The sequence below is a fragment of the Ekhidna sp. genome, from assembly GCF_039960695.1.
Classification (GTDB): domain Bacteria; phylum Bacteroidota; class Bacteroidia; order Cytophagales; family Cyclobacteriaceae; genus Ekhidna.
The window spans coordinates 227,763-252,194 of sequence record NZ_JBDVKP010000011.1 but is presented as its reverse complement, the minus strand read 5'-3'; the positions used below and the strand labels follow the sequence as shown (position 1 = coordinate 252,194).

Below are 24,432 nucleotides of genomic sequence, written 5' to 3'. Positions count from 1 at the left end.
GTTTTATTGAAGAGATCTTGAGAAATAACGATAGGAAAAATACCATCATAGTGTTATAGCTGGGGATGTGAACAATTTCTAATCTCTTGATGTTGACCGACAAAATAATTGAAGCTATGAGTAAACGAGTTTGGCTTATCACCGGATGTTCCACAGGTTTTGGAAGAGAGTTGGTGAAAATAGTTGCAGAGAACGGAGAAATTGCCGTTGGAACCGTAAGAAAAACAGAGCAAATCGCTGATTTGGAAGCCATAAATCCTGATTTAGTGAAAGGAGTGGTTCTAGACGTACAGAAGCAAGAAACAATTGATAATACTGCTTCAATTATTGAAAAAGAGTATGGACGGCTAGATGTGCTTGTAAATAATGCAGGTTATGGAACGCTTGGCCCAATTGAAGAAACCTCTGAAAAAGAGATGCAACGTCAATTTGATGTCAATGTATTTGGATGTGTTCGCATGATGAAACTGGCACTTCCTTTTATGCGGAAGCAGCGAAGTGGAAATATTCTGAATATCACTTCGATAGCAGGACTGAATGGTTTTCCAGGTGTAGGTATTTATAACGGAAGCAAGTTTGCACTCGAAGGAATTGGAGAAGCTTTGGCTGCGGAAACACGTCACCTCGGTATAAGGGTCACAAACATTGAACCTGGACCATTTCGAACAGATTGGGCGGGAAGGTCAGCTACTTACAATGAATCCTCAATAGCTGAGTACAACGAGACTGCAAACAAAAACATGGAAAGTATTCGTGAAGTAAGTGGCAATCAAATAGGAGATCCAGTTCGTGCCGCCAGGGCAATGTATGAAGTAACTACACTTGATAACCCGCCAGTCCATTTACCATTGGGAGGTCCGGCATACAAGCGAGTTGGTATTCGCCTTCAAGAATTTAAGGAAGAAGTTGATAAGTTTAGGGAATTAGGAAGACCTACAGATTTCACTGAAGAAGAACTGGCCAAAATGGATGGCTAGTTATCGCAGCAGCACAGTCCGCCAATGTTACACCTCAGGTGCTGAACAAAATTTTGAAGATACTGCGGACTGTTTTCATCAGACAGGGTTATAGCATTCCATGTCCGATGAATCCCCCGCTTGGTCACGGGAACGAGCGCCAGTCGATTGTCTTTAAGATAAGGCTCTACAATCCATTTGGCCATTACATTTACGCCCATTCCTGCTTTTACTAATTCTACAACTGCTTCAGTCACCTGTACTTGCATCACTTGTTTGGGCTTTATGCCTTCTGGGATTAATACCTGAGAGAAAAGTGAAACCGACTCAAGCGGATATGAATGTATGATAACGTTCTGATTTTCAAAATCTTTTGCTTCTACGTACGGCTTCTTTGTCCATGGGTGACCAGTGGGTACTAGCGCATAAACCTCATCCCGGAAAAGTTCATGATATGCAATATTTGATCGCTCGGAGTTTTCATAGATGATCGCAAGATCAATGGCGCCTTCCAAAATCTGATCCTCAACATCTGCATTATTGTTGTGGAATATTTCTATTTCAACGTTAGGAAATTCTTTCTTGAAGTCCGTCATCAATGATGGGAGCCAATGATAACACGTGTAGCATTGGGTAGCTAGCCGAAGTGTTCCGCTAGTTCCTGATACATACTTCTTAATGGACAGCTCCGTGCGTTCCAGATCCTTTAGGATTCGCTCTGCAGATTCCAATACCATTTTACCAGCGTTTGTCAGGATCAGCTGCTTGTTTACTCGATGAAAAAGCTGCGTACCGAGTTGTCCTTCAATCTCTTTGAGCTGATGGCTTAACGCTGATTGTGAAAGAAATAGGGCATCCTTAGCCTTAGTGAGACTTTTGGTTTCTGCTACCTCCCTTATGAGTTTAAGATGTCTTATTTCCATAAGGCTATATTAGTAAAATTAATTGTAATGATAAAATCAATTCATCCAATTAATAGTTCATTCGATTTTTAATAGCGTTCAATTTGGAATACTAAACGCATTATATCATGAAAATCAAGAATGTTCATCTCCTAATTTTACTAGCTAGCCTTTGGGGTCCATCCTTCCTATTTATAAAAATCGCTGTATTGGAAATTCCTCCCGTTATGCTTGCCGCACTGCGAATTGGTATTGCCGCAATCATAATTAATGTCCTGCGTATTTTTTGGAACCAACGGTTGCCTTTTGACTTAAGTTTTTGGAAAAAGACATTTATAGCTGGATTGTTTGCGCAGGCAATCCCTTTTATACTAATCAACTGGGGTGAACAATATGTAGATAGCTCTTTAGCATCAGTTCTCAATGGATTGGTGCCGCTATTCACAATTATTTTTGCTCATTTTATTATAGCTGATGAACGATTAAACAGGCAAAAGCTTTTCGGTGTGGGCCTTGGCTTCATAGGATTGATTGTATTAGTAATGCCGAGTATGATTCAAGGAGTAGAGGGAAGCACTTGGGGAATTCTTTCCATAACGGCTGCAGCTATAAGCTACGGGATTGGACTTTCGTATATCCGTAAGCATTTTGCAAATTCACCTTCCTTTAAAGCACCTGCCGCTCAGTTATTGTCCGTTTCCATCTATTTGGTACCGTTGGCATTTATAATGTATCCTGAATTTAGTTTAGATGCAGTAAGTAAATCTGCCTTGAGCTCATTGCTCATACTTGCATTCTTTGGGACAGCCATTGCCTTCATTGTTTACTTCAAACTGATCGAAAGATCCAGTGCAGGTTATGCTTCTTTAGTCACTTATCTGATGCCTATATATGGAGTGATTTTGGGTATCATTTTTCTGGGTGAGACGGTCTCAATTTGGATGATTCTTGGTGCATCACTTATCCTTTTAGGTATCAGAACTACTAAAAAAATAGTGAAGACTAAGCGGCGAGGCTTCAAAATAAATGTAGATGCAGCATTGTACTCCAAATTCAGATAATAATGAAAATAGGAAGTATAAAATTAGCCCTAATGTTGGCGCTAAGTCTTCACTACATCTTAGCAAGCGCACAGCCTAGTACAGATTTTGTCCACTTGAGACAAAGTACAAGTGAGAATAAAGCTTTTGAACTCGTGTTGAATCGTCTGACGACTTATGATCGTGTGATCAGCGAAAGCTTTTCAGATTGGTGTCTAAAAAGGTGTGAAAAAAGAAGGTACATAGGCATCACTCACACACCATCATCGGATTTCAATATTTACTTGACAATCAATAATTCATTAACTCCAAAGATTAAAACATCATTGGAAGTTTCGCTGAATTACACAGGAGTGATGAACATAAGAAGTCTGATCCTTCTTGGAAAAAAGGGTCAGAAAGATTGAAGTGCTATTAAAACTTTGACTTCAAAAATCCTTCTATGGATTTTTGATCAAGATTCAATGACTCCAACATCTTTATTGCAGCAGCCTTATTTTTTTTTAAGGCGGCTTTAAATGCGCCATACTGACCGGTTACTTTTAACCTTTCAAGTATGGTCATCCCGACGAAATTGGATTGAATGGTGCTCATTTTAAATTATGATTTAGTTTCATTTTGGTAGCTCATTTGAAAGCCAATTTTATTTCCAGCTCCCAGCGATTGTGTTTTTTCAAGTTTCTCTCTAACCGTAATATTACGGATATTGGGAAATGGCGGTACTACAAGATCATTTTCTGCAGCCTGACTAATGATAAGTTTGATCAAAATATTCAAGTCTACATTTTTCAGCTCCTTGGCTGCGGCAGACTTAAACATAAAACCAACCTGTCTATCACCTTCAACGATAAAATAGTTTTCACTGTTTATCAAAAGGCGAGCTAGTAGATAACCGGGATCATTTAGTCGATTAAACTCAAATGAATCGGCCATGAAGTTGTATACATTTATTTGACCCAGGTATTTGCGAAGTGGTTGGTCTGTGACGTAACTACTTTTGTTGTATTCGTAATCCTCTGGCAAAGTGATGATATTCGTGTGCAAGACAAACACCAGTAAATCGCCAGCAACACGAATATGAAACTCTTGCTTGCTTATTGACTCAACGCTTAATTTAACATCTTGATCCCGATCAATGGTCTTTGCACTAAGCACTTCAATGAGCTGTTGAGCTTCCTTCTCAAGCTGCTTGAATGCTTTGCAGACCTTTCGATAAGTCTTCTGTTTTACTGTTGACTTATTAAGAAGAATTTCAATTATGCTTTCGGTGGGATCTTGACTCATATTTAAGATGCTTGTTGATGTAAAGCAACACGGTTTCCTTCGCAATCTTCAAAATGTGCAACAAAACCATGTTCACCAATGCTCATCTTTTCGTTTAAGATTTTCCCACCGGCAGAAGTGATATTTGGAAGCACATCATTAATCTCATCCACAGAAAAATAAACCAGCGCTCCTTCATGAGAAGGAATGTAGCTTTCCTGCTTCATAAGTGTGCCAGTGGCTCCACTAGCGTCAGTTTCAAACGGGAAGAAGGACATCACTGAGTTGCCCATTTCCATGTTATCAGCCATTTGGATATCGAAAATGGAAGCATAAAACTTCTTTGCTCTGTCCATATCATTTACGGGAAGTTCAAACCAATTTGCTCTCATAATTGTAGTGTTTAAGGTATGGGAATATAGGTATCATCATTTGCAACTTTTGGAAAGTTCTTGTTGCTCCAGCGTTCTTTAGCAGCTTCAATTTTTTGCTTGTCGGAAGATACAAAATTCCAGAAAATATGTCGCTCTTCTGGAAAGGCTTCACCTCCAAAAAGCAGAACTTTTGAATTAGAGTTAATGGTAAGCTCGCACGCATCTTCAACTTTGGAGATCAACATGTTTCCTTTTTCAATAAGTTGACTGCATGCATCGATACTCCCTTCCACGATGCAGAAGCCAATTTCACCTTTCAATTGATCTTTTATTGTTAAAGGGTAATTGTCAGTTGTTTCAATCTCAATCATAAATAGATGGCAATGCACGGGTAGGGGAGATTCTTTACCATATCCTTTTCCTGCAATAAGCTTAAACGAAGCAGCACCATCATTCCATTTTGGAAGTTCGGAAGCATCTAAATGGTGAAACTCTGGATGCATTTCTTCCTTATCTTTTGGTAAAGCCACCCAAATCTGATAACCATGCATGCTTAATTGTTGACCTTGCCGTAGCTCTTTTGGTGTTCGTTCGGTATGCGTGACACCATTACCTGCAGTCATCCAGTTTACTGATCCAGCTTTGATATGCTTATTGGTGCCAATACTATCCTGATGCTGAATTTCTCCTTCAAATAAATACGTTAAGGTAGAAAGTCCGATATGCGGATGCTGGTCTATGTCAAGGTAAGTTCCGGGTTTGATTGTGGTTGGGCCGATATGATCAATGAAAATGAATGGACCAACCATCCGTTTCTTACGAAATGGGATCAATCTGCCGACAAGAAAGTCTCCAATATCTCTACTTCTTTCCTCTATGATCAAATCGGTGTTGGACATTTATAAATTATTAAAAAATCGAAGATCCTGTCATATCAGTGAGTAGCTCAAGAGCGGACATACCGGCTGTTGAATTTCCTTTTTCGTTGAGCTTCGGACTCCAAACAGCGACGCTATACATATTAGGATATATCGCTACAATGCCTCCACCAACTCCACTTTTTCCAGGTAAACCGACCCTAAACGAAAACTCGCCTGCTTCATCATAAAACCCACACGTCTGCATCAAGGCATTGATACGCTTGGTTCGTTTGACGCTTAAAATTTGCTCTCCTGTTTCTTGAAGACAACCGTGATTTGCGTAAACCATGAATGTATTTGCCAGCTCTTGGCAAGACATACTGACGGAGCAAGAATAGAAGTATAAGTCAAGCACTTCGTTTACATCATTTCGGATGTTGCCATATGATTTCATCAAATTGACCATTGCAGCATTATTAAATCCTTGTTCCTTTTCTGACTCTGCCACCTTTTTATTATAGTTAATGGTTTGATTACCTGCCACTTTGCGTACAAATTCTATGTATTCTTTTTTTGGATCCTTGAGGTTGGAAATCAATGTGTCGCATACCACAAGAGCGCCTGAGTTGATCAACGGGTTTCTGGGAATGCCATTTTCATATTCTAATTGAACCAATGAATTGAATGGATCTCCTGATGGTTCTACATCAACTCTTTTCCAGAGGTTTTCATCTTCATAAAGCAAAGCCAGCGAGAGTGAAAGGACTTTAGATATACTTTGTATTGAAAAGCGCTCCGTTGAATCTCCAAAAGAGAAGTCATCTCCAATTACACTACACAAGTGCATACCAAATTTATTAGGGGAGACTTTCGCCAATTCTGGAATATAGGTAGCTACATTGCCTGGTAGTTTCTTGCAGTCTATTTTGTCTTGAATCTGATCGAGTATTCCTTGATAGTCCATAATTAAAAGCGAGCTCGCTAACTGTTAAGTTCACCAAATACTTTTTTATTGTATAGATAAGAAATTGACCACAGAATAAGCGCGATGACTGCTATTAAATGTTCTCCATCTTTTGTTGAAAGGTGACCTTCAAGTGCAAGAATGAAATCTAAAAGAAAACCAAAGTACGCCCATTCTTTCAATGTTTTTGAGAGGTTTGTCCAAATGATGATGATGCCTAAAATTTTTAAGATAGCAAGCGGAATAACGATCCGTTCGTTGTATCCGAGCGAGATGAAAATTTTTATTATCTCGGAGGTCTTAACCAAGTACATGCTGGCGGACGTAAGCATTAATAAACTTAAGAGGCCCGTAGAAATCCAGTAGATGATCTTGTTTCTTTTTTCCATTACTTATACAATAAGTACTTAGCTCTCAGTTGCTTGAATTGGTCTAATTCGTTTTCCCAACTTTCACGAATTTGATCCTCAGTCATTCCCGACTCAATTTGTTTTCGAAGTTGATCTGTTCCGGCCAATCGTTTGAAGTAATCGTTAAAAAAATCACCACGATCCATTTTTTGATAAGCATCAATCAGCGGTTGTAGAGAAAAGACATAAGTAGGCTCCTGACCAATCCACGACCTCCCATAACATATCAAATCTTCATAAGGTGGCCATTTAGCTCCTTCTCTAGATGCTGGCGTGAATGCGTGTTGAGCTTCAGGATATTCTGGATGACCGATTTGCTGGAATGCGTGCTCAGTACCGCGACCAACAGACATAATTGTGCCTTCGAATAGACATAAACTTGGGTATAATGAGATACTTAGATCGTTGGGCAGGTTAGGAGAAGGTTTGATCGGAACTGAATAAGGTTTTGAATGATTCCAATTCGCGATCGTAATTACATTTAAATCACACTTAACCCCATCATTCAGCCAGCCTTCACCATTAAACATTTGAGCTAATTCGCCTATGGTCATTCCATGGACAAGTGGAATTGGAGCTATTCCTACAAAAGAAGAAAAAGCAGTATCCAAAACTGGCCCGTCTACATAGCTGCCATTAGGGTTTGGTCGGTCCAGAATAATAAGCGGAATATTGTTTTTTGCACATGCCTCCATCACATAGTACATCGTGCTGATGTAGGTATAAAAACGAGCGCCAACATCTTGAATGTCGAAAACCATCACATCCAAATTGTCGAGCTGCTCAGATGTAGGCTTTTTGTTTTTGCCATACAGAGAAATAAGCGTGTAAGATGCTTGTGAAGAGTCGTATTCAACCTTGGCTCCATCACTAACTGTTCCAGTAAAACCATGCTCCGGAGTGAACACTTTTGCAATGTCAATACCTAGCTCAAGCAAGGTGTCTGTCAGATGGGTGTCTGCAATTTGAGAGCTGTGATTCACGGTGAGGCCAACTCTCTTGCCTTTAATTAATGAAACATACCTGGCCGTTTGATCTGCACCGGTCAGAATTTGTGTTGAATCATTTGCTGATTCGCTAGAGCATCCAAATGCAACAATTATACAAAGTGAAAAAAGTCTTAACATATTTAAATCCCGAAGTTAACTTGTTCTTACAGGATTGAAAACCCTATTTTGCATTGCAATGATGAATCTCCCCTTTTTTATATCAAAGCGAATTTCGAAAGAGGCATCTGGATCTTTTTCTAGCATTATCAATCGAGTAGCTGTGGTGAGCATTGGCCTAGGCTTGGCGGTTCTCATCATTTCATTTATGGTGCTTTATGGATTCAAGAATGAGATAAAGGATAAAATATACAGCTTTAGCGGGCATTTAATTGTGAGTAAATACACACTTTCCACATCGTTTGAGGAAAGTTCAATCATCGTTGACGATTCACTCATTCAAACCCTAAATAATTATCCGCTTACCGAACGAATCCAACCCTTTGCAATGAAAGCGGCCTTGCTAAAAACTGATGAAGAAGTGCAAGGTGTAATTATTAAAGGCGTAGATGAGTCATTTGATACGTTGGGCTTTCATAAACATATGGTGAAGGGACGATTTCCGAATGTCTATTCTATTAAGTATTCAACTGAGGTGGCATTAAGTAAGCGTGTTTCTAATTATTTAGCGCTTGATGTGGGCGATGAAGTGTTGGTTTATTTTGTTCAAAATCCCCCAAGATTCAGGCGACTCCAAGTGACTGGAATCTATGAAACAGGCCTTGAAGAATTTGACGAAAAGATAATCATTGGTGATTTGGATTTGGTACGACGCATGAATAATTGGCCAGATTCATTGGCAGGCGGTATAGAGGTATTTATTTCTGATTTAGATAAGTTGGATCAAGCTGAAAGTGAGCTTTTTAATACGCTGGGAATCGACCTTTACGTTGACAAAGTTACAGATCGATACATTCAGATTTTTGAATGGCTGAATTTGCTGAATCGAAACGTAGTAATTCTACTTACAATTATTTTGTTCGTTTCAGGGACAAGTATCATTTCAATTCTTTTGATCTTAATCATGGAGCGAACACAGATGATTGGAATATTGAAATCCGTGGGTGCATCTAATCAGTTGATCAGAAAGATTTTTGTTTTTAATGGCTTGCAATTGATTGTAAAAGGACTTTTTTGGGGCAATGTGATTGGTCTTTCCATTGGATTAATTCAGAAATACTTTAAGCTGATTCCGCTTGATGAGGCAAACTATTATATGAGTCACGTCCCTATTGTGATTGACACACTTACAATCCTTGGATTGAACCTACTTATACTTACTTTGATTGGTCTTACGCTATTGATTCCGGTTGCTATAATATCAAGAGTACAGCCGGTTAAAGCTATAAGATTCGATTAAGTGGCAGGCTCGTATTTCTGAAACAAGCTTTTAATTTTCATTTGGAGAACACCAAAAATTGCTTCCTTGAAAATTCCTTTTGACATTTTAGAAACACCTTTTGTTCTGTCGGTAAAGATTATTGGAACTTCCACAATCTTAAATCCATGTTTCCAGGCGTTAAACTTCATCTCTATTTGAAAAGCATATCCTATGAAATGAATTTTGTTAAGATCTAGTTTATCAAATACCCGCCGGTGATAACATTTGAAACCTGCAGTGCTATCTCTGAAAGGCATTCCAGTTATCAGACGAACGTAAAAACTTGCAAAATAGCTCATTAGAACGCGTCCCATTGGCCAGTTCACCACATTTACACCTGTGACATACCTGCTGCCGATAGCTACATCAGCACCATTTTCGCAAGCTTCATGAAGTCGAACGAGATCATTGGGATCATGAGAAAAATCTGCATCCATCTCACAGATATATTCATACCCATTTTCAAGCGCCCATTTAAATCCTGTGATGTAAGCAGTACCAAGCCCCAGCTTTCCTTCCCGCTCGATGAGGAAGATTCGATCTGGAGCTTTCTCCATTTCTTCCTTTACGATATCTGCTGTGCCGTCAGGAGAGCCGTCATCTACCACCAAGACATCAAATGAAGGCGTTATCACTCGAGATACGGTGATGATGTCACGAATATTTTCGCACTCATTGTAGGTAGGTATGACGACAAGATTTTTAGACATTATTGTGTTCTGAATTCTTCAAAACTAAGAGGAACTTATGGTAAGAACAATTAAATATTTAACGAGATTCCATTGTCTTTTCCCACCAATCTAAAAGATTTGCCTTTAACTCTTTGTTGCTAACTAGTTTAGCCTCTTTTTTCAAACTTGGGTTTTGGTTTATTTTGGTTTTCAACATTTGCAATGTGGCTGGTTGAACTTCATTAGATGCAAAGTCGATAACTACATATCCTTCATAGTTGTTAAAGTATGGAACTACAGCAATACCTGTCAATGCTCCTAAAATAACGCCTGCTGCTATAGAACCTGCTACCAAACCTGGATCTGAGGGCACTTTATCATGATAAAAGATCGCCCAGTCCTTACCCTGTGTAATGACCTTAGAAAATGCAGTTGTATTTTGATAATTTCTGGTGCTAATGTAGTTATCCGTACCGTCAGAATATCCAAAAACCAACCCTCCTAAACTTTTTTCATATGTGGAGTCATTAGCAAACTTGATTGAGTACATGCCTGTACCTTCTTTACCATTTTCAAGATCCATAATAGTTACCTCATCATTAAAGTAAGGTTGATTGTCAAGGAAACCTTTTTGATCCATGTAAAAACCAGCTCTTAAGCTGTCAGTGTTAAGATAGTTTTGCCTTTTCCTGAGATAGGAGTTATATAAACTAAGACATTCGTGAAGTAGTGTTTTGATCACAGCTGCTCCTCTTTCTTTCTTGGGCATGCTTTCAAGATCTTCCCAACTTAGAACTCTGAAAATTTCATTTCTGTTTTGATCATAAAACGAAACATCAAGCCAACTTCTCCATTTTTTATATCCATTTACGATGAAATTATACTCATTGATATTCATGCGAAATGTCTCATGGCTGGTGGATTCATATTGTTCATTTATATGAGCAGTGATAGCTCCAATCAAACCATCTTCGATTGGCCATTGCCATCCCTTATGATTAGTAATAGTGTCCCGAATAACTGTCGAGCAACTTACCTTACCAATCTTGAAATTGATCGGTATTTGTTTGGGCTCGCTGGTAAGTCGGATGTTTTCAACAAGTACTTGACAAAAGGGAGAATGACTCAACCCAATCAGAGCTAGAAGAACTATGATTTTTTTCATTTTTCCAGAATTAGTAACCCAAAATTTTCATCATCGCATCGCTATGCTGTTCGGGTGCGAAAAGCTCATGAGTTATTTTTCCATCAGCATCCCGATCAATTATTACATGTTTAGGTGCCGGAATCAAGCAATGCTGAATACCTCCATATCCACCCAACGACTCCTGATACGCACCAGTATGAAAAAAGCCAAAAAATAGAGTTTCGTTTTCATCATATTGAGGAAGAAACACCTCACCAATGTGTGCTTCAGAATCATAATAATCCATGCTGTCACATGTAAGTCCTCCAAGGTTGACCCTATGATAAGGGCTTTTCCAATGATTAACCGGCAACATGATATATTTCTGATTTAGTCCCCAAACATCCGGCATGTGTGTGATAAACGAACCATCCATCATGTACCAAAGCTCCTTGTCGTTTTGGAGTTTCTGATCAAGAACAGAATAAATTGTCGCTCCACTTTCACCGACGGTATAACTGCCAAACTCTGTAAAAATGTTTGGAACCGGAACATGGTTTTTCTTACAAATCCATTGAATATTCTCAATGATTTGCTCAGCCATATAAGGATAGTCATATTCAAAATGAAGGGAATTTTTAATCGGAAACCCACCTCCAATATCTACTGTGTCTAATTCAGGACAGATTTTTTTAAGTTCACAATATTTGTAAATAAATCGACTTAATTCGCTCCAATAGTAAGCTGAGTCTTTTATGCCTGTATTGATGAAAAAGTGAAGCATCTTCAGCTTCGCATTAGAATTCTTTATTTCTTCCTTGTAGTATGGAAGTATATCACCATATCGAATTCCAAGTCTGGAAGTATAAAAAGCAAAGTTAGGCTCTTCATCAGCAGCGATTCGAATGCCAATCTGAAAATCATTTTGCACATTTTCTTTGTAGTGACCCAATTCATTCAGGTTATCTAAAACTGGAATACAGTTTTTATAACCTTCATTTAAAAGAGACGAAACCTCTTGCAAGTAAAGCGGGCGTTTGAAGCCATTGCAAATCACAAAATGATCTTTGGTGAGTTTTCCCGCTTTTTCCATACTTCTTACAATTGGAATATCGTAAGCTGAAGAAGTCTCAATGTGTGCATTATTCAAGAGAGCCTCTTCAACTACAAATCGAAAATGTGAGCTTTTCGTGCAATATGCGTATGTATACTTCCCATCATAATTATGTTTCTTAATTGCATCATCAAAAATCTTGTAGGCATAATTGATGTTCTTCGCGATTTTAGGAAGATAACTCAGCTTCAGTGGAGTGCCATACTCTTTTATCAAATCCATTAAGTTGACACCATGGAAATGAAGCGTGTCTTTTACAACTTTAAACTCTTCGTTGGGGAAGTAAAAGGTTTGATCTATTAGATCAGCATATTTTCTCATTGACTTTCTGAAAAATTGGGACGCAATTATCCATTAAAAACAGGATTCATAAAAATATTTACCTTCAGAATTTAGAAATACATCTTAGTCATATCTTGTAAGTTTCCTTTTTAAATGATGCAACATACCTTGATTATAAAGCTTAATTTTGCGTCAATTTTCTAATCGCATGATCACCGTAAAAGTTATAGACGAAACAGCACCACTAGAGGCAGTGATATTAGGCATAGCTAATAGCATGGGAGGGATTCCGAAGATTGAAGAAACCTACGATCCCAAGTCGAAAGAGCATATTTTAGCTGGCACCTTTCCAAAAGAAGCTGATCTTATTTCAGAGATGGATCAGGTCGCTAAAGTGCTGGAAAAGCATGGAGTGAAGGTTTATCGTCCCAATAGTATTTCAGAGCTGAACCAAATTTTCGCAAGAGATATAGCTTTCGTGATTCAGGATAAGCTTGTGGTGCCTTGTGTTACTCCAGAAAGAAAACTAGAATCCGATGGCATTCAATTTGTAATTGATCAGGTTGAGAATGTTTTACTCCCTGATGAACATGAGCGGATGGAAGGTGGGGATATCATGCCTTGGAGAGACCACATTTTTGTCGGTTATTCTAAGGCAGAAGATTTTGATAAATACACTGTTTCCAGAACAAATGAAGCTGCAGTTGACTATTTGAAGAAAACGTTTACAGATTTTAAAGTCAAGTCTTTTGAACTAAACAAGTCTGACAATGACCCACTGGAAAATGCCTTGCATTTAGATTGTTGCTTTCAGCCTGTTGGTAAGGATAAAGCGGTTATCTATCGAGGAGGATTTAAAAAGGAGGAGGACGCAGATTTTCTTATCAATTTCTTCGGAAAGGACAATGTTTTTGAAATCACAAAAGATGAGATGTATGAGATGAATTCAAATTTTTTTTCCATCAGCCCGGAAATTGTCATCTCAGATAGTAGCTTCAGACGACTCAATGAACAGTTTAAAAAATGGGGATTGACTGTGGAGGAAGTTAAGTATAGAGAAACAGCTAAAATGGAAGGTTTGCTTAGGTGCTCGACCATGCCACTAAGAAGGAAATATGAGTAAGCAGATTACAAACAACATTATGATGATTCGGCCGGTTGCTTTTCATATGAATGAGCAAACCGCGGTGAATAATTATTATCAGAAAAATGATGTTAGTCTCAGTTCTGATGAAATTCAGAAAGAAGCTCAAATCCAGTTCGATCAATTCGTAGATGTACTTCGTTCAGAAGGTGTGAATGTTACTGTTTTTGATGATACAATAGAGCCGCCCACTCCTGATTCGATTTTTCCTAACAATTGGATTTCATTCCATCAAGATGGTGTCATTAGGTTATATCCAATGTATGCGGAAAATAGAAGATTTGAACGTAGGGAAGATATTATCGAAGGGTTGAAACAGGCGTTTAAGGTTGAAGAAGTGATTAGTTTTACTGATTGGGAATCTAAAGGGGCCTATTTAGAAGGTACCGGAAGCCTGCTACTCGATCGACAAAATAAGATAGCATATGCCGCAATATCTGAGCGTACTATGCCCAATGTTCTTGAAGATTTTTGCGATGAAGCAGGGTTTGACCCGATAGCATTTCATGCACTGCAAACTGTGAATGGTAGTCGATTACCCATTTACCACACTAACGTGATGATGTGTCTGGGTGAAGCATTTGCCGTGGTATGTCTGGAAAGCATTGATGATAGTGAAGAGCGTGCTAACCTGATATCTACCCTTAAAAGAACAAATAAAGAGGTCATCGATATTTCAGAGCACCAAAAGGAACAGTTTGCAGGTAACATGTTACAAGTGCTGGGAGCGAATGATCATCGATTAGTCGTGATGTCTTCTGCAGCTTACCATTCACTGAATGAGGATCAAAAAGAAAGATTATCAAAGCATGGAAGGCTCGTTCATAGCGATATTCATACAATCGAGAAGCTAGGTGGAGGAAGTGCCAGATGTATGATGGCAGAAATTTTTAATCCAAAGAAATAGGTACCAAGCAAAATGCTGGAGAAAAAAATACAAAAAGCGATTTCAGAGGCGTTTGCCCAATTATATAACCATGATTTACCGGAGGTAGAAGTAGGTCTTCAGCCTACTCGAAAAGAGTTCGAAGGGAGCTACACATTTGTTGTCTTTCCTTACTTAAAAATCACTAAAGGTAAGCCTGAAGATTCGGGCGCACAGATCGGAAATTGGTTAAAAGATAACACGGACTTCATCACAAATTTTAATGTGGTGAAAGGCTTCCTCAATCTTGAATTGAGTGATGAAAGTTGGTTAAAAACTTTTAGTGAAATTGCTGCCGATGAATCCTACGGATCATTTTCACCAAATGGTCAAAAGGTTATGGTCGAGTTTTCTTCGCCTAATACGAACAAACCACTACACTTAGGACATTTGAGAAATAACTTTCTGGGAGACTCAGCTTCCAGAATATTGGCTGCAAATGGTTACGAAGTAAAAAAAGTGAACCTGGTAAATGACCGTGGTGTGCATATATGCAAATCAATGCTTGCTTACCAGAAAGTTGGGAATGGAGAAACACCTGAGAGCGCTGGAATGAAAGGAGATCATTTGATTGGAAAGTACTACGTGAAGTTCGATCAAATGTATAAGGTCGAAATCAACACATTGATTGATAAGGGAATAGATCCAGAGGAAGCAAAAAAAGAAGCTCCGTCCATTAAAGAAGCTCAAGAAATGCTTCAAAAGTGGGAGAGTGGAGACGCAGAAACAGTTGCTCTTTGGGAAAAGATGAATGGTTGGGTTTACAAAGGCTTTGACAAGACCTATGAGACCATGGGTATCAGTTTCGATACCATGTATAAAGAGTCTAACACGTATTTACTTGGCAAAGAAGTGGTAGAGGAAGGTTTGGAAAAGGGCGTCTTTTTCAAGAAAGAAAATGGATCTGTTTGGGTAGACCTCACCGCGGAGGGTATGGACGAAAAGCTTGTGCTAAGAGCCGATGGTACAGCCGTTTACATGACGCAAGACATGGGAACCTGCGACATGAAGCACAAAGATTTTGCATTTGACAAGTCCGTGTTTGTCGTAGGCAACGAGCAAGATTACCACTTCAAGGTACTTTTTGCTATCATGGGGAAATTGGGACGAGCATATGCCGATGGACTTTATCATTTATCATATGGTATGGTTGATCTTCCAACAGGTAAAATGAAGTCTCGAGAGGGAACCGTGGTAGATGCCGACGATCTGTTGCAGGAAATGTTCAATACAGCAGAAAAGCATACAAGAGAGTTAGGTAAGATTGAGGGGATGGACGAAGAAGAGGCGATGAACCTATATCGTATGCTTGGCCTGGGTGCCTTGAAATATTTCCTTTTGAAAGTGGATCCTAAAAAGCGCATGCTTTTCAATCCACAAGAATCCATTGAATTCCAAGGCCATACAGGTCCATTTATACAATATACTCACGCTCGCATCTCAGCGATTTTACGGAGAGGCAAGTCATTGGAAGTTCAAACCGGCTTTGATCCTGAAAAGGTTGGCGAGCTTAGCAAAAGAGAAGTGGAGTTGATCTTTAAAATTACCGAATTCACCAAGTCACTTAGAGAAGCAGCCAGAGAATATTCACCAGCGATCATTGCTCAATACGTTTACGATCTGGCAAAGGACTACAACGGCTTTTACCAAGAGGTACCAATATTCAATGAAGAAAATAACGACAGGCTCGCATTTAGAATTGTACTTTCTGCGATTACAGCGAAGCTGATCAAAAAGAGTATGAACATTCTCGGTATTGAGGTTCCTGAACGTATGTAATTTCTAATATGAAGTCCTGGATTAAAGCATTTCGATTACGCACACTTCCACTGGCTATATCAGGTTGGTTGGTAGGTACTTCGATAGCTGCCAATGCGATCGGACTGAATTATATAACTGCGGGGCTTACTTTACTCACCGCTATTTTGCTACAAATTTTGTCTAATCTCGCCAATGATTATGGTGATGCTTCATCAGGAGTAGATAAAGAACGAAAAGGAGAAGAACGAATGGTGAGCTCTGGTCAAATTACTCCTCAGGCTATGAAAAAGGCCATGATCATTTTCGGGCTGTTAGCTTTAGTATCAGGTTCTATTTTGCTTGCAATAGCATTTCCTGAAGATTGGGTTTCTGCACTCATTTTCTTATCCACAGGAATAATCGGAATAATAGCGGCAATCAAATATACGGTTGGTAAAAACCCATACGGGTATGTAGGATTCGGAGACATTTTCGTCTTTGCTTTCTTTGGAATCGTTCTGGTATTTGGGACCTACTATCTGCAAACACAAGAACTTAGGTGGTTGGTGATGTTACCTGCAGCTTCACTAGGTCTATTTAGTGTTGGAGTACTGAATGTGAACAACATCCGAGACATTGAGACTGATAAGGCAGCGGGGAAAAACTCAATTCCAGTTAGATTGGGTAGGAAAAATGCTGTTGTATATCACATCATACTGTTGGCAGGTGGTATGGCATCATCAGTCACATTCGTCATTCTCAATTTTCAATCTTATGGCCCATTAATCTTCCTTTTCATCAGCATATTGTTCTTTAAAAACATTAAAGCAGTACATAGCAAGCCTCTGGATGAATTAGATCCATACCTGAAGCAAATGGCTATTTCCGTTTTTCTTTTTGCATTATTATTTTCAATAGGTCAGGGCTTAACCTAACCTTTGACTGACAAATGCTCTACCCAGCAATGATTTTCATCAAAAACAAACTATAAATTCCATTTTTGGTTAACTTGGGATAGATAAAACACGGATCAAATGAAAAGAATATTAGTACCATACGATTTTTCAAAAGTATCAGAACATGCATTGGATTTTGCTTGCCAAATTGCTGATAAGGCAGACAGTGAGATTATGCTTTTAAATGTAATCGAGCATCCTACGGCAGACTCGTTTAAAACTTTAGGCATGCAGAATGTAGATCCAATGGAGCAGATTTACATCAAGAAAATGTATGAAACGGTTCAAGCTAAATTAGCAGACGTTGTTACGGCCGCTAAATATTCAGATGATAAAATAACAACTAAGATTCAATTAGGTAATCCGTTCAATACCATTATCGATCAAATTATCGAAGAAAAAATGAGCTTGTTGGTGGTGGGAACAGAAGGTGCAGAAGGGTTGAATGAATTTTTTGCTGGATCGAATGCTGAAAAAATCGTTCGGAAAGCCACCTGCCCTGTCATTACGATTCAGAATAAATGTGAGCTTGAACCAATTGAAAAAATTGTCTTTGCTTCAGATTTTCAGCATACTGATGATGACTTTGTCTCTCAAATGAAGGACATGCAAAAAACATTTGATGCCCAATTGAATATTGTTAAAATCAATACGCCTGCAAGCTTCACATCTACAAGACATGACACCAAACAGATGGAAGAATTTGTAAAAAAATATTCAATTAGCAATTACACCATCGATATCTACAATTACAAAAATGAAGAAGATGGAATCATCTTTTATGCAGAAGATGTAAAGGCCGATATGATTGCTCTTGGTACGCATCAGCGAAAAGGTGTAGGTCATTTCCTATCTGGTAGCATAGCTGAGGATGTTGTGAATCATTCTCAATTCCCAGTTTGGACCACTCATTTAAAAGATTAAGATGTGAGAATTTCTCATTGTATACTATTTTTTCTGAGCCTCTGTTTTGCAGAGGCTCAATCTTTTCAGGCCGTTATTCAAAAAGGGCATGGTGAGGCGGTAAAGTCGGCCAGATTCGCCAACGACGGTCTATACTTAATCACGACAAGTAGAGATAAAACAATCAAGATATGGGATGCTGTTTCAGGGAAAGAGATAAGGACTTTAATTGGGCATGATCACACGGTAAATGGCTTTTCTTTGAGTGACAATCAGCTGGCTTCTAGTAGTGCCGACGGAACCGTAGGTGTATGGAACATAGCATCAGGAGAGTTGCTATGGCAAAGTGAAAAATTCAGGGATTATGTCACTTCAGTGATGTTCAGTCCAGATGGAAAATTATTGGGAGTTGGAAGCTACGCTGACTCTATTTCAATTTTCGATGCTACTGATTTTAAACTGCTTCATAAGATTAAGGCGAATTCTGATCGAGGTGTTGGTTATGGAGTAAGTATCAACTTTAGCCAGGATAGTCAGTACTTAATAACCGGAGAAGATAATCGAACAGCTAAAGTCTACGCTACCAACGACTGGTCATTTCAATATGAATTCAAACCTGAAAAAGGCTACTGTGGTGGTTGTGGGACACTCACCTCAACGAGAGACGGAAAGCTGCTAAAACTCTCGAATGGAACCACTTTTACCAAATATGATCTAAGGAACGGCAGTAAACTGTGGGAGGGAAAGCGAGAATTCAGAGACGTGTCTGCAGTAGGATTTCAAAGCTCTGGAAAACATTTCCTTGCAGCAAATGAGGATTCCATTTTTCTCTATAATAATAACAGTGGAAAATTGGTGAGTAAGTGGTCAATGGGAGGAGAAATCAACGATGCTTCGTTCCACCCAAATGAGGAGCAAATAGTTGCAGCCGTGGATAAGGTGGTGACTGTTACTGACTTCAGCGGAAATCAGATCAGGAGATATGATGGCATATTGAATCGTTCAAGCACCGGGCTGGATTATGATTTGGGCAGTTATTGGGAGCACTATATAGCCAAGTGGGTGAAATATAAGTCTGCACGGATGCTTGATGATAGATCCATTTTCATAGGAAAGACTGGAAGCAAGGCTAGAAAGTGGAATGTGAAAAATGCATCGATCTCAATGGAATATTTAGGACACAACAAAGGAATCCTATGTTTCGAAAGAATTGGAGAGAATATCATAGCAACAGGTGCTGGCGACGGTAAAATCATCATTTGGGATGAAAAGACAGGAAAGAGCATCAAAGAAATAAAAGCTCATCGAGAACCTGTATTTGATATTGAACTGAGTCACAGCGGAAAACTACTTGCGAGCACTGCCTGGGATGGAGTAATAAGCCTTTGGGATACAGACACCTGGGAAAGATATAATTATATATACAACGAGGGAGCCTCTACATACACCTTAAGTTTTACAGCGAATGATGCCTATCTCGTTGTTGGAATGTTAGACAAGACACTTAAGCTTTGGGAAGTAGAGACTAAAAGATTCGTAAAGGAGTTTGTGGGCCACAAAGAAATTGTCACAGCAATCGAAGTTATTGGAGACGAAATTTTAACAACAAGCTGGGATGGATCTATTATACTTTGGGACTTGCCTAGTGGCCTTATTAAGCAGCGCATGTTTGCAGGCAAGCCAGTTTTTGGAGGTGTGTTATATGGTGATCATATCGTGACTGCTGGAGCGGATCGGGTTGTAAGTTTTTGGGATAAAAACAGTGGTAAAAAAATAAGTACACTTGCTGGCCATCAAGGCGAAATCAATGGTCTCAGCATTGCTCAAAATTTAATGATGACATCCGATGTTGATGGAGTTACAAAATTTTGGGACTTAACCGAACGAAAAGAACTTTTTGAGCATATTCAGATAGGTAAGAACGACTGGATGGTGAAAACGCCGGATGGTTATTTTGACGCAACAGATGATGCAGTTTCCAATATCCACTTTGTTCGAGGAATGGAAGCTGTGGGAGCCGATCAATTAATGGAAGAATTCTATGTGCCCGGATTGGTAGAAGATATTTTTAGTTCGAAAAGAGCTGGAAAAAAATCAATGGGAAACCTTATAGATCAGGATCCCCCGCCAGTTTTAAAGCTCTCAGGACTGATACAAGAAGAGACGGCTAAGCTGTACCTAAAAGCAGAAGATAAGGGAGGAGGCATCCAAGAAGTAAAGTTTTTTCATAATGGACGAAGAGTTTCACTGGAACCTCAAATCCAAAAAATACGCTCAGACAAGAATGCAAAAATCTATTCCATAGAATATCCATTGGTAGCTGGGCATAATGAATTTACAGCCATAGCTTCATCGAATGCTAACCTAGAATCGAATAAAGCATCTGTCACCTTATTCTCAGATTCTAAAGTACCAGGAAGTACCTGCCATATATTAGCTGTAGGCATCAATGAATACCAGAATAAATCACTGAACTTAAACTATGCAAAAACGGATGCAAATTCGTTTGCAGCGCAAATGAAAAAACAAGGCGGTGAAATCTACTCTAATATCATTTTGCACGAAATATTTGATAGAGAAGCCACTAAAGAGAACATTCTGAAAAAGGTCACGGAACTTCAAAGTCAAATCTCAGTCAATGATGTGTTTGTGTTTTATTATGCTGGACACGGGAGTATGATCGATGGTAAATTCTATTTGGTATCCTCCAATGCAAGCAGACTATACGATAGTGATAAAATGAATGAATATGGTATAGAAGCTTCACAACTTCAACAAGCTATGTTGGAGATAAAAGCGTTGAAACAGCTGATCGTTATGGACGCATGCCAGTCTGGCGGTTCGGTTGAAATACTTGCCCAAAGAGGAGCTCCAGAAGAAAAGGCCATTGCTCAATTATCACGTAGTTCTGGTATACATGTAATGGCAGCAGCAGGAAGCGAACAATATGCTACGGAGTTTGAATCATTAGGTCATGGATTGTTTACATATGCTTTACTAAAAGGACTATCCGGCGCAGCCGATGGTGCTCCGAAAGATGGAAAAGTGACCATCTATGAATTAAAAGGTTATTTGGATGATCAGGTCCCTGAATTGAGCATTTTATACAAGGGAAGCCCACAATATCCACACACATTCTCTAGAGGTCAAGATTTCCCCATTGTAATCGTAGAGGAATAATTCATATTGATTTTGTAATAAACCTACTTAACCACCTACAAATAGAAGAAACTTATAATATGGAAAACAACAATACACAAAAAGAGTGGTCAAGAAGAGTTCTGCTGATTATTGGGATTTGGATTGGGACTTCCATTATTTCAGAGGCCCGCGGACAGAAACTTGAAAGTACATTGCTATGGAAAGTAGAAGGCGACAGCATAGTAACCTCTTACATATTTGGAACATTCCATCTTTTGCCACAAGCTGATTTCGAAATGAAAGAAAAGGTGGAGCAGGCTTTTGATGCATCTGAACAAATTGTGATGGAACTGGATATGGATAATCCAGCGATGCAATCGGAACTTATGCAGAATGCGTTTATGAAGGACGGACAAACCTTGGACAAACTTCTTTCCGAGGAAGATTACCAGACACTCGATGTATACATGAAAGAGACTACTGGTATTGGATTAGTTCAAGTCAACCGCTTCAAACCCTTTTTTGTATCTGCGATGCTCATTCCCAGTCTAATGGAAGGGACTCCGGCTAGTTATGAAATGACATTTGTACAACGGGCGATGAGCAGAGAAAAAGAAATATTTGGTCTGGAAACGGCAACCGAGCAAGCTGGTATGTTTGACAATATTCCGTATGAGACACAGGCTGAAGAATTAATGAAGGTTGTAACAGAGAAGAAGGAAATGGCTGATCTGTTTGAGCAAATGATCAAAACCTATAAAAAGGAAAATATTGACCGGATGTACGAATTGATCTTAGAAAATATGTCCGATAAAAATCAGGAGAAGTTTTTATTGATTGATAGAAATATTAATTGGTTGCCTAAGATCGCTACTTTTTCTATGCAAAAATCTACCTTTTATGCGGTAGGAGCTGGGCATTTAGGAGGTGATTTTGGCATGATCAGGTTATTAAAAGAAGCGGGTTATAAGGTAACACCTATATTGAATTAGCAATTGGGCGAAGAGACTCTTGTATAAAAACTTGCCCTAATTCAATTATATCGCTCACTTATCTTAAAAATTCACCACTCAACTCAAGAAGTGAATGGTTAACTATTTCATTTTCATACATTTAAGATCTAAAAATCAATCTAATTATGAGAAACTCAATTTTTACTTTAATGGCATTGGCAATTATGAGTGCTTGTACAGCACCAAAAGAAGATGCAGCTAAAGAAATGCCTCCAGGCCTCGACCTCACTATGATGGGAGATGGAGCGGATCCTAAAAAGGACTTTTATCGATTCGCCAATGGAAATTGGCTTGACAAAACTGAAATTCCTGCAGATGAAGGAAGATGGGGCGGATTCCCTGAACTCAGAGAAAAGAATGACAAAATCATGCTGGATATAATGGATCGTTCTGCACAGAATCCTGACTTTGGAGATGGCACAGATGAGCGTAAGGCCATCGACTTTTTTGCCGTAGGAATGGATTCTACACTTGCTGAGCGTGTAGGCACCAGACCATTGACTAAATGGATGGATCAGATCAACACACTCGAAACAACTCAGGACGTTCAAAGCTTGTTGGCAGATATGCACAGCACCGGATACGGTCCATTTCATGGAGTAGCATCCTTTGCAAATCTGATGGATAGCAAGATCAATTCACTATACATCACTGCCGGAGGATTGGGACTGCCAAATAGGGATTATTATACAAAAGAAGATGCTAAGTCAAAGGAAATCAGAGAAAAATATGTAGCTCATGTTTCAAGAATGATGGATTTAGCTGCTGTTGCTGGGGACGCAGATGCCATGGCCAAAGATGTTATGGAAATAGAGACCAGGCTGGCATTAGCATCCTTAACGCCAATTGAATCTCGAAATATTCCTGCCTTATACAATCCGATGACAGTGGATGGGTTACAAGATATATCACCAGCAATTGATTGGAATACTTATTTGAATGCTGTTGGGGTAGATATGACTAAAGTTGACACTTTGATAGTCCTTCAGCCAAAATTCATGAAAGAAGTGACAGCTACTTTGAATGAAGTAGAGATGGACAAAATTAAAAGCTACATGACATGGAATGTTGTAAATCAAGCAGCCAATTTCCTTAATAATAACATGGTGGCTGCAAACTTTGATTTCTATGGAAAAACCATTCGAGGTACTGAGCAAATGCGACCGAGATCTGAAAGAGTTCTGGCTACCACCAATGGAGTAATAGGTGAAGCGATAGGTAAAGTTTATGTGGCTGAAACTTTTCCTCCTGAGGCGAAAGCAAGTGCTGAAGAAATGGTTGGGAACTTAATGGTGGCCTTTGACAACAGAATCAAAAATCTGGAGTGGATGTCGGAGGAAACAAAGGAACAAGCATTGAAAAAGCTAAACAACCTGACGGTAAAAATTGGTTATCCTGATAAGTGGAGAGATTACTCCACGTTGGAAGTAAAGAAAAGTGGTGAATCATATAGCTATATGGACAATATGGAAAATGCCTGGAAATGGCAGTTTCAAGAAAACATTAAAGAGATTGGAGAACCCGTGGATAAGGAAAGATGGGGTATGAATCCACAAACGGTAAATGCCTATTTCAATCCGTTGAATAATGAAATTGTATTTCCTGCTGCAATTCTACAGCCACCGTTTTACAACTACACTGCTGATGCAGCAGTAAATTATGGAGGCATGGGCGCAGTTATCGGTCATGAAATCTCTCATGGATTTGATGATCAGGGAAGCCGATTTGATTTCCAGGGCAATATGGTAAACTGGTGGACCGAAGAAGATAAGAAACGTTTTGAGGAGAGAAGTGAGAAGTTAGTCGCTCAGTTTGATGCTTACAAGGCTTTAGATAGTGTTTATGTTCAGGGTAAACTGACTCTTGGCGAAAACATTGGAGACTTAGGAGGATTAAATGCGGCTTATGATGCATTACAGATTCATCTCAATAAGAAAGGAAATCCAGGCTTGATTGATGGATTTACACCTGAGCAGCGCTTATTTATTTCGTGGGCGACCATTTGGAGAACCAAGTATAGAGATGAAACACTTAGAACGCAGGTTTTAACTGATCCACATTCTCCAGGAATGTTCAGAGCTATTGGTCCTTTGACTAACATGGAAACGTTCTACGCAGCTTTTGAGCTAAAAGAAGGAGATGAGCTTTGGAGACCTGAAGAAGAGCGAGTAATCATCTGGTAAAGCAATAATTTAAAAAAGATTAAGTCACATGCCTTTTG

23 protein-coding genes are annotated in these 24,432 nt (G+C 39.1%); 12 read left to right on the top strand and 11 right to left on the bottom strand.

The features are described from left to right. Positions 1–116: 116 nt before the first annotated feature. Positions 117–977 carry an oxidoreductase gene (locus ABJG98_RS07670; protein WP_348278908.1) on the top strand — a complete coding sequence of 287 codons (861 nt, stop codon included), beginning with the start codon at positions 117–119 and terminating at the stop codon, positions 975–977. Here ABJG98_RS07670 and ABJG98_RS07665 read toward each other — a convergent pair. Continuing rightward, entirely contained in the window at positions 974–1,879 is a 906-nt protein-coding gene (locus ABJG98_RS07665; protein WP_348278907.1) for a LysR family transcriptional regulator, read from the bottom strand. The two genes, ABJG98_RS07670 and ABJG98_RS07665, sit on opposite strands and share 4 nt — an antisense overlap. Before the next feature lie 107 nt (positions 1,880–1,986). On the opposite strand from ABJG98_RS07665, the gene ABJG98_RS07660 reads away from it, so the two are divergent. Further along, a complete protein-coding gene (locus tag ABJG98_RS07660) occupies positions 1,987–2,919 on the top strand; it encodes a DMT family transporter (RefSeq protein WP_348278906.1) in 933 nt (310 codons plus the stop codon). A 2-nt stretch (positions 2,920–2,921) separates the two neighbouring features. Continuing rightward, on the top strand, positions 2,922–3,305 hold the full coding sequence (locus tag ABJG98_RS07655; RefSeq protein ID WP_348278905.1) for a hypothetical protein: 384 nt from the start codon (positions 2,922–2,924) through the stop codon (positions 3,303–3,305). Positions 3,306–3,312: 7 nt separating this feature from the next. Here the strand turns inward: ABJG98_RS07655 and ABJG98_RS07650 are convergent, their stop codons facing one another. The 7 genes from ABJG98_RS07650 to ABJG98_RS07620 are packed head-to-tail and all read right to left on the bottom strand — an operon-like array spanning position 3,313 to position 7,896. Continuing rightward, the gene (locus tag ABJG98_RS07650; protein ID WP_348278904.1) at positions 3,313–3,492 is read right to left on the bottom strand and encodes a hypothetical protein; all 180 of its coding nucleotides are present in this window, start codon (positions 3,490–3,492) and stop codon (positions 3,313–3,315) included. Positions 3,493–3,498: 6 nt separating this feature from the next. After that, entirely contained in the window at positions 3,499–4,182 is a 684-nt protein-coding gene (locus tag ABJG98_RS07645) for a hypothetical protein (RefSeq protein WP_348278903.1), read from the bottom strand. A 2-nt stretch (positions 4,183–4,184) separates the two neighbouring features. Then, positions 4,185–4,553 (bottom strand): VOC family protein, encoded by a 369-nt coding sequence (locus tag ABJG98_RS07640; protein WP_348278902.1) that lies wholly within the window; start codon positions 4,551–4,553, stop codon positions 4,185–4,187. Positions 4,554–4,564: 11 nt separating this feature from the next. Further along, complete coding sequence (locus tag ABJG98_RS07635) at positions 4,565–5,434, bottom strand: pirin family protein (RefSeq protein WP_348278901.1); 870 nt, start codon at positions 5,432–5,434, stop codon at positions 4,565–4,567. A gap of 10 nt (positions 5,435–5,444) precedes the next feature. Next, positions 5,445–6,359, bottom strand: coding sequence for a glutaminase (locus ABJG98_RS07630; protein WP_348278900.1), 915 nt, complete (start codon positions 6,357–6,359; stop codon positions 5,445–5,447). Between the two features lie 17 nt (positions 6,360–6,376). Beyond that, positions 6,377–6,748 carry a DoxX family protein gene (locus ABJG98_RS07625; RefSeq protein ID WP_348278899.1) on the bottom strand — a complete coding sequence of 124 codons (372 nt, stop codon included), beginning with the start codon at positions 6,746–6,748 and terminating at the stop codon, positions 6,377–6,379. Beyond that, complete coding sequence (locus ABJG98_RS07620; protein WP_348278898.1) at positions 6,748–7,896, bottom strand: DUF1343 domain-containing protein; 1,149 nt, start codon at positions 7,894–7,896, stop codon at positions 6,748–6,750. Before ABJG98_RS07620 ends, ABJG98_RS07625 begins: the two co-directional genes overlap by 1 nt. 34 nt (positions 7,897–7,930) lie before the next feature. On the opposite strand from ABJG98_RS07620, the gene ABJG98_RS07615 reads away from it, so the two are divergent. After that, positions 7,931–9,175, top strand: coding sequence for an ABC transporter permease (locus ABJG98_RS07615; RefSeq protein ID WP_348278897.1), 1,245 nt, complete (start codon positions 7,931–7,933; stop codon positions 9,173–9,175). On the opposite strand, the gene ABJG98_RS07610 is transcribed toward ABJG98_RS07615, so the two are convergent. The 3 genes from ABJG98_RS07610 to ABJG98_RS07600 are packed head-to-tail and all read right to left on the bottom strand — an operon-like array spanning position 9,172 to position 12,428. Then, the gene (locus tag ABJG98_RS07610; protein ID WP_348278896.1) at positions 9,172–9,906 is read right to left on the bottom strand and encodes a polyprenol monophosphomannose synthase; all 735 of its coding nucleotides are present in this window, start codon (positions 9,904–9,906) and stop codon (positions 9,172–9,174) included. The two genes, ABJG98_RS07615 and ABJG98_RS07610, sit on opposite strands and share 4 nt — an antisense overlap. Before the next feature lie 58 nt (positions 9,907–9,964). Continuing rightward, the gene (locus tag ABJG98_RS07605) at positions 9,965–11,032 is read right to left on the bottom strand and encodes a hypothetical protein (RefSeq protein ID WP_348278895.1); all 1,068 of its coding nucleotides are present in this window, start codon (positions 11,030–11,032) and stop codon (positions 9,965–9,967) included. 10 nt (positions 11,033–11,042) lie between these two features. Then, positions 11,043–12,428: an arginine decarboxylase gene (locus ABJG98_RS07600; protein WP_348278894.1), complete on the bottom strand. Its 1,386-nt coding sequence runs from the start codon at positions 12,426–12,428 to the stop codon at positions 11,043–11,045. Positions 12,429–12,597: 169 nt separating this feature from the next. Between ABJG98_RS07600 and ABJG98_RS07595 the strand changes: the two genes are divergently transcribed. From ABJG98_RS07595 to ABJG98_RS07560, 8 genes are all read left to right on the top strand, one after another. Continuing rightward, entirely contained in the window at positions 12,598–13,512 is a 915-nt protein-coding gene (locus ABJG98_RS07595) for an arginine deiminase-related protein (protein ID WP_348278893.1), read from the top strand. Continuing rightward, positions 13,505–14,440 (top strand): arginine deiminase-related protein, encoded by a 936-nt coding sequence (locus ABJG98_RS07590; RefSeq protein WP_348278892.1) that lies wholly within the window; start codon positions 13,505–13,507, stop codon positions 14,438–14,440. The genes ABJG98_RS07595 and ABJG98_RS07590 overlap by 8 nt, the downstream gene beginning before the upstream one ends. A 12-nt stretch (positions 14,441–14,452) precedes the next feature. After that, on the top strand, positions 14,453–16,237 hold the full coding sequence (gene argS / locus ABJG98_RS07585; protein ID WP_348278891.1) for an arginine--tRNA ligase: 1,785 nt from the start codon (positions 14,453–14,455) through the stop codon (positions 16,235–16,237). Between the two features lie 8 nt (positions 16,238–16,245). Beyond that, complete coding sequence (menA, locus tag ABJG98_RS07580) at positions 16,246–17,133, top strand: 1,4-dihydroxy-2-naphthoate octaprenyltransferase (RefSeq protein ID WP_348278890.1); 888 nt, start codon at positions 16,246–16,248, stop codon at positions 17,131–17,133. A 99-nt stretch (positions 17,134–17,232) separates the two neighbouring features. Then, positions 17,233–18,078 carry a universal stress protein gene (locus ABJG98_RS07575; RefSeq protein ID WP_348278889.1) on the top strand — a complete coding sequence of 282 codons (846 nt, stop codon included), beginning with the start codon at positions 17,233–17,235 and terminating at the stop codon, positions 18,076–18,078. Between the two features lie 3 nt (positions 18,079–18,081). Further along, positions 18,082–21,237, top strand: coding sequence for a caspase family protein (locus ABJG98_RS07570; RefSeq protein WP_348278888.1), 3,156 nt, complete (start codon positions 18,082–18,084; stop codon positions 21,235–21,237). Positions 21,238–21,296: 59 nt separating this feature from the next. After that, positions 21,297–22,190: a TraB/GumN family protein gene (locus tag ABJG98_RS07565; protein ID WP_348278887.1), complete on the top strand. Its 894-nt coding sequence runs from the start codon at positions 21,297–21,299 to the stop codon at positions 22,188–22,190. Positions 22,191–22,336: 146 nt separating this feature from the next. Then, positions 22,337–24,394: a M13 family metallopeptidase gene (locus ABJG98_RS07560; RefSeq protein ID WP_348278886.1), complete on the top strand. Its 2,058-nt coding sequence runs from the start codon at positions 22,337–22,339 to the stop codon at positions 24,392–24,394. Positions 24,395–24,432: the final 38 nt, after the last annotated feature.

Coding starts and splice junctions, on each gene's coding strand:
- ABJG98_RS07605 (WP_348278895.1), bottom strand. CDS start 11,032: ATGAAAAAAATCATAGTTCTTCTAGCTCTGATTGGGTTGAGTCATTCT.
- ABJG98_RS07625 (WP_348278899.1), bottom strand. CDS start 6,748: ATGGAAAAAAGAAACAAGATCATCTACTGGATTTCTACGGGCCTCTTA.
- argS (WP_348278891.1), top strand. CDS start 14,453: ATGCTGGAGAAAAAAATACAAAAAGCGATTTCAGAGGCGTTTGCCCAA.
- ABJG98_RS07575 (WP_348278889.1), top strand. CDS start 17,233: ATGAAAAGAATATTAGTACCATACGATTTTTCAAAAGTATCAGAACAT.
- menA (WP_348278890.1), top strand. CDS start 16,246: ATGAAGTCCTGGATTAAAGCATTTCGATTACGCACACTTCCACTGGCT.
- ABJG98_RS07600 (WP_348278894.1), bottom strand. CDS start 12,428: ATGAGAAAATATGCTGATCTAATAGATCAAACCTTTTACTTCCCCAAC.
- ABJG98_RS07660 (WP_348278906.1), top strand. CDS start 1,987: ATGAAAATCAAGAATGTTCATCTCCTAATTTTACTAGCTAGCCTTTGG.
- ABJG98_RS07640 (WP_348278902.1), bottom strand. CDS start 4,553: ATGAGAGCAAATTGGTTTGAACTTCCCGTAAATGATATGGACAGAGCA.
- ABJG98_RS07565 (WP_348278887.1), top strand. CDS start 21,297: ATGGAAAACAACAATACACAAAAAGAGTGGTCAAGAAGAGTTCTGCTG.
- ABJG98_RS07610 (WP_348278896.1), bottom strand. CDS start 9,906: ATGTCTAAAAATCTTGTCGTCATACCTACCTACAATGAGTGCGAAAAT.
- ABJG98_RS07620 (WP_348278898.1), bottom strand. CDS start 7,896: ATGTTAAGACTTTTTTCACTTTGTATAATTGTTGCATTTGGATGCTCT.
- ABJG98_RS07595 (WP_348278893.1), top strand. CDS start 12,598: ATGATCACCGTAAAAGTTATAGACGAAACAGCACCACTAGAGGCAGTG.
- ABJG98_RS07655 (WP_348278905.1), top strand. CDS start 2,922: ATGAAAATAGGAAGTATAAAATTAGCCCTAATGTTGGCGCTAAGTCTT.
- ABJG98_RS07670 (WP_348278908.1), top strand. CDS start 117: ATGAGTAAACGAGTTTGGCTTATCACCGGATGTTCCACAGGTTTTGGA.
- ABJG98_RS07645 (WP_348278903.1), bottom strand. CDS start 4,182: ATGAGTCAAGATCCCACCGAAAGCATAATTGAAATTCTTCTTAATAAG.
- ABJG98_RS07590 (WP_348278892.1), top strand. CDS start 13,505: ATGAGTAAGCAGATTACAAACAACATTATGATGATTCGGCCGGTTGCT.
- ABJG98_RS07650 (WP_348278904.1), bottom strand. CDS start 3,492: ATGAGCACCATTCAATCCAATTTCGTCGGGATGACCATACTTGAAAGG.
- ABJG98_RS07635 (WP_348278901.1), bottom strand. CDS start 5,434: ATGTCCAACACCGATTTGATCATAGAGGAAAGAAGTAGAGATATTGGA.
- ABJG98_RS07665 (WP_348278907.1), bottom strand. CDS start 1,879: ATGGAAATAAGACATCTTAAACTCATAAGGGAGGTAGCAGAAACCAAA.
- ABJG98_RS07560 (WP_348278886.1), top strand. CDS start 22,337: ATGAGAAACTCAATTTTTACTTTAATGGCATTGGCAATTATGAGTGCT.
- ABJG98_RS07630 (WP_348278900.1), bottom strand. CDS start 6,359: ATGGACTATCAAGGAATACTCGATCAGATTCAAGACAAAATAGACTGC.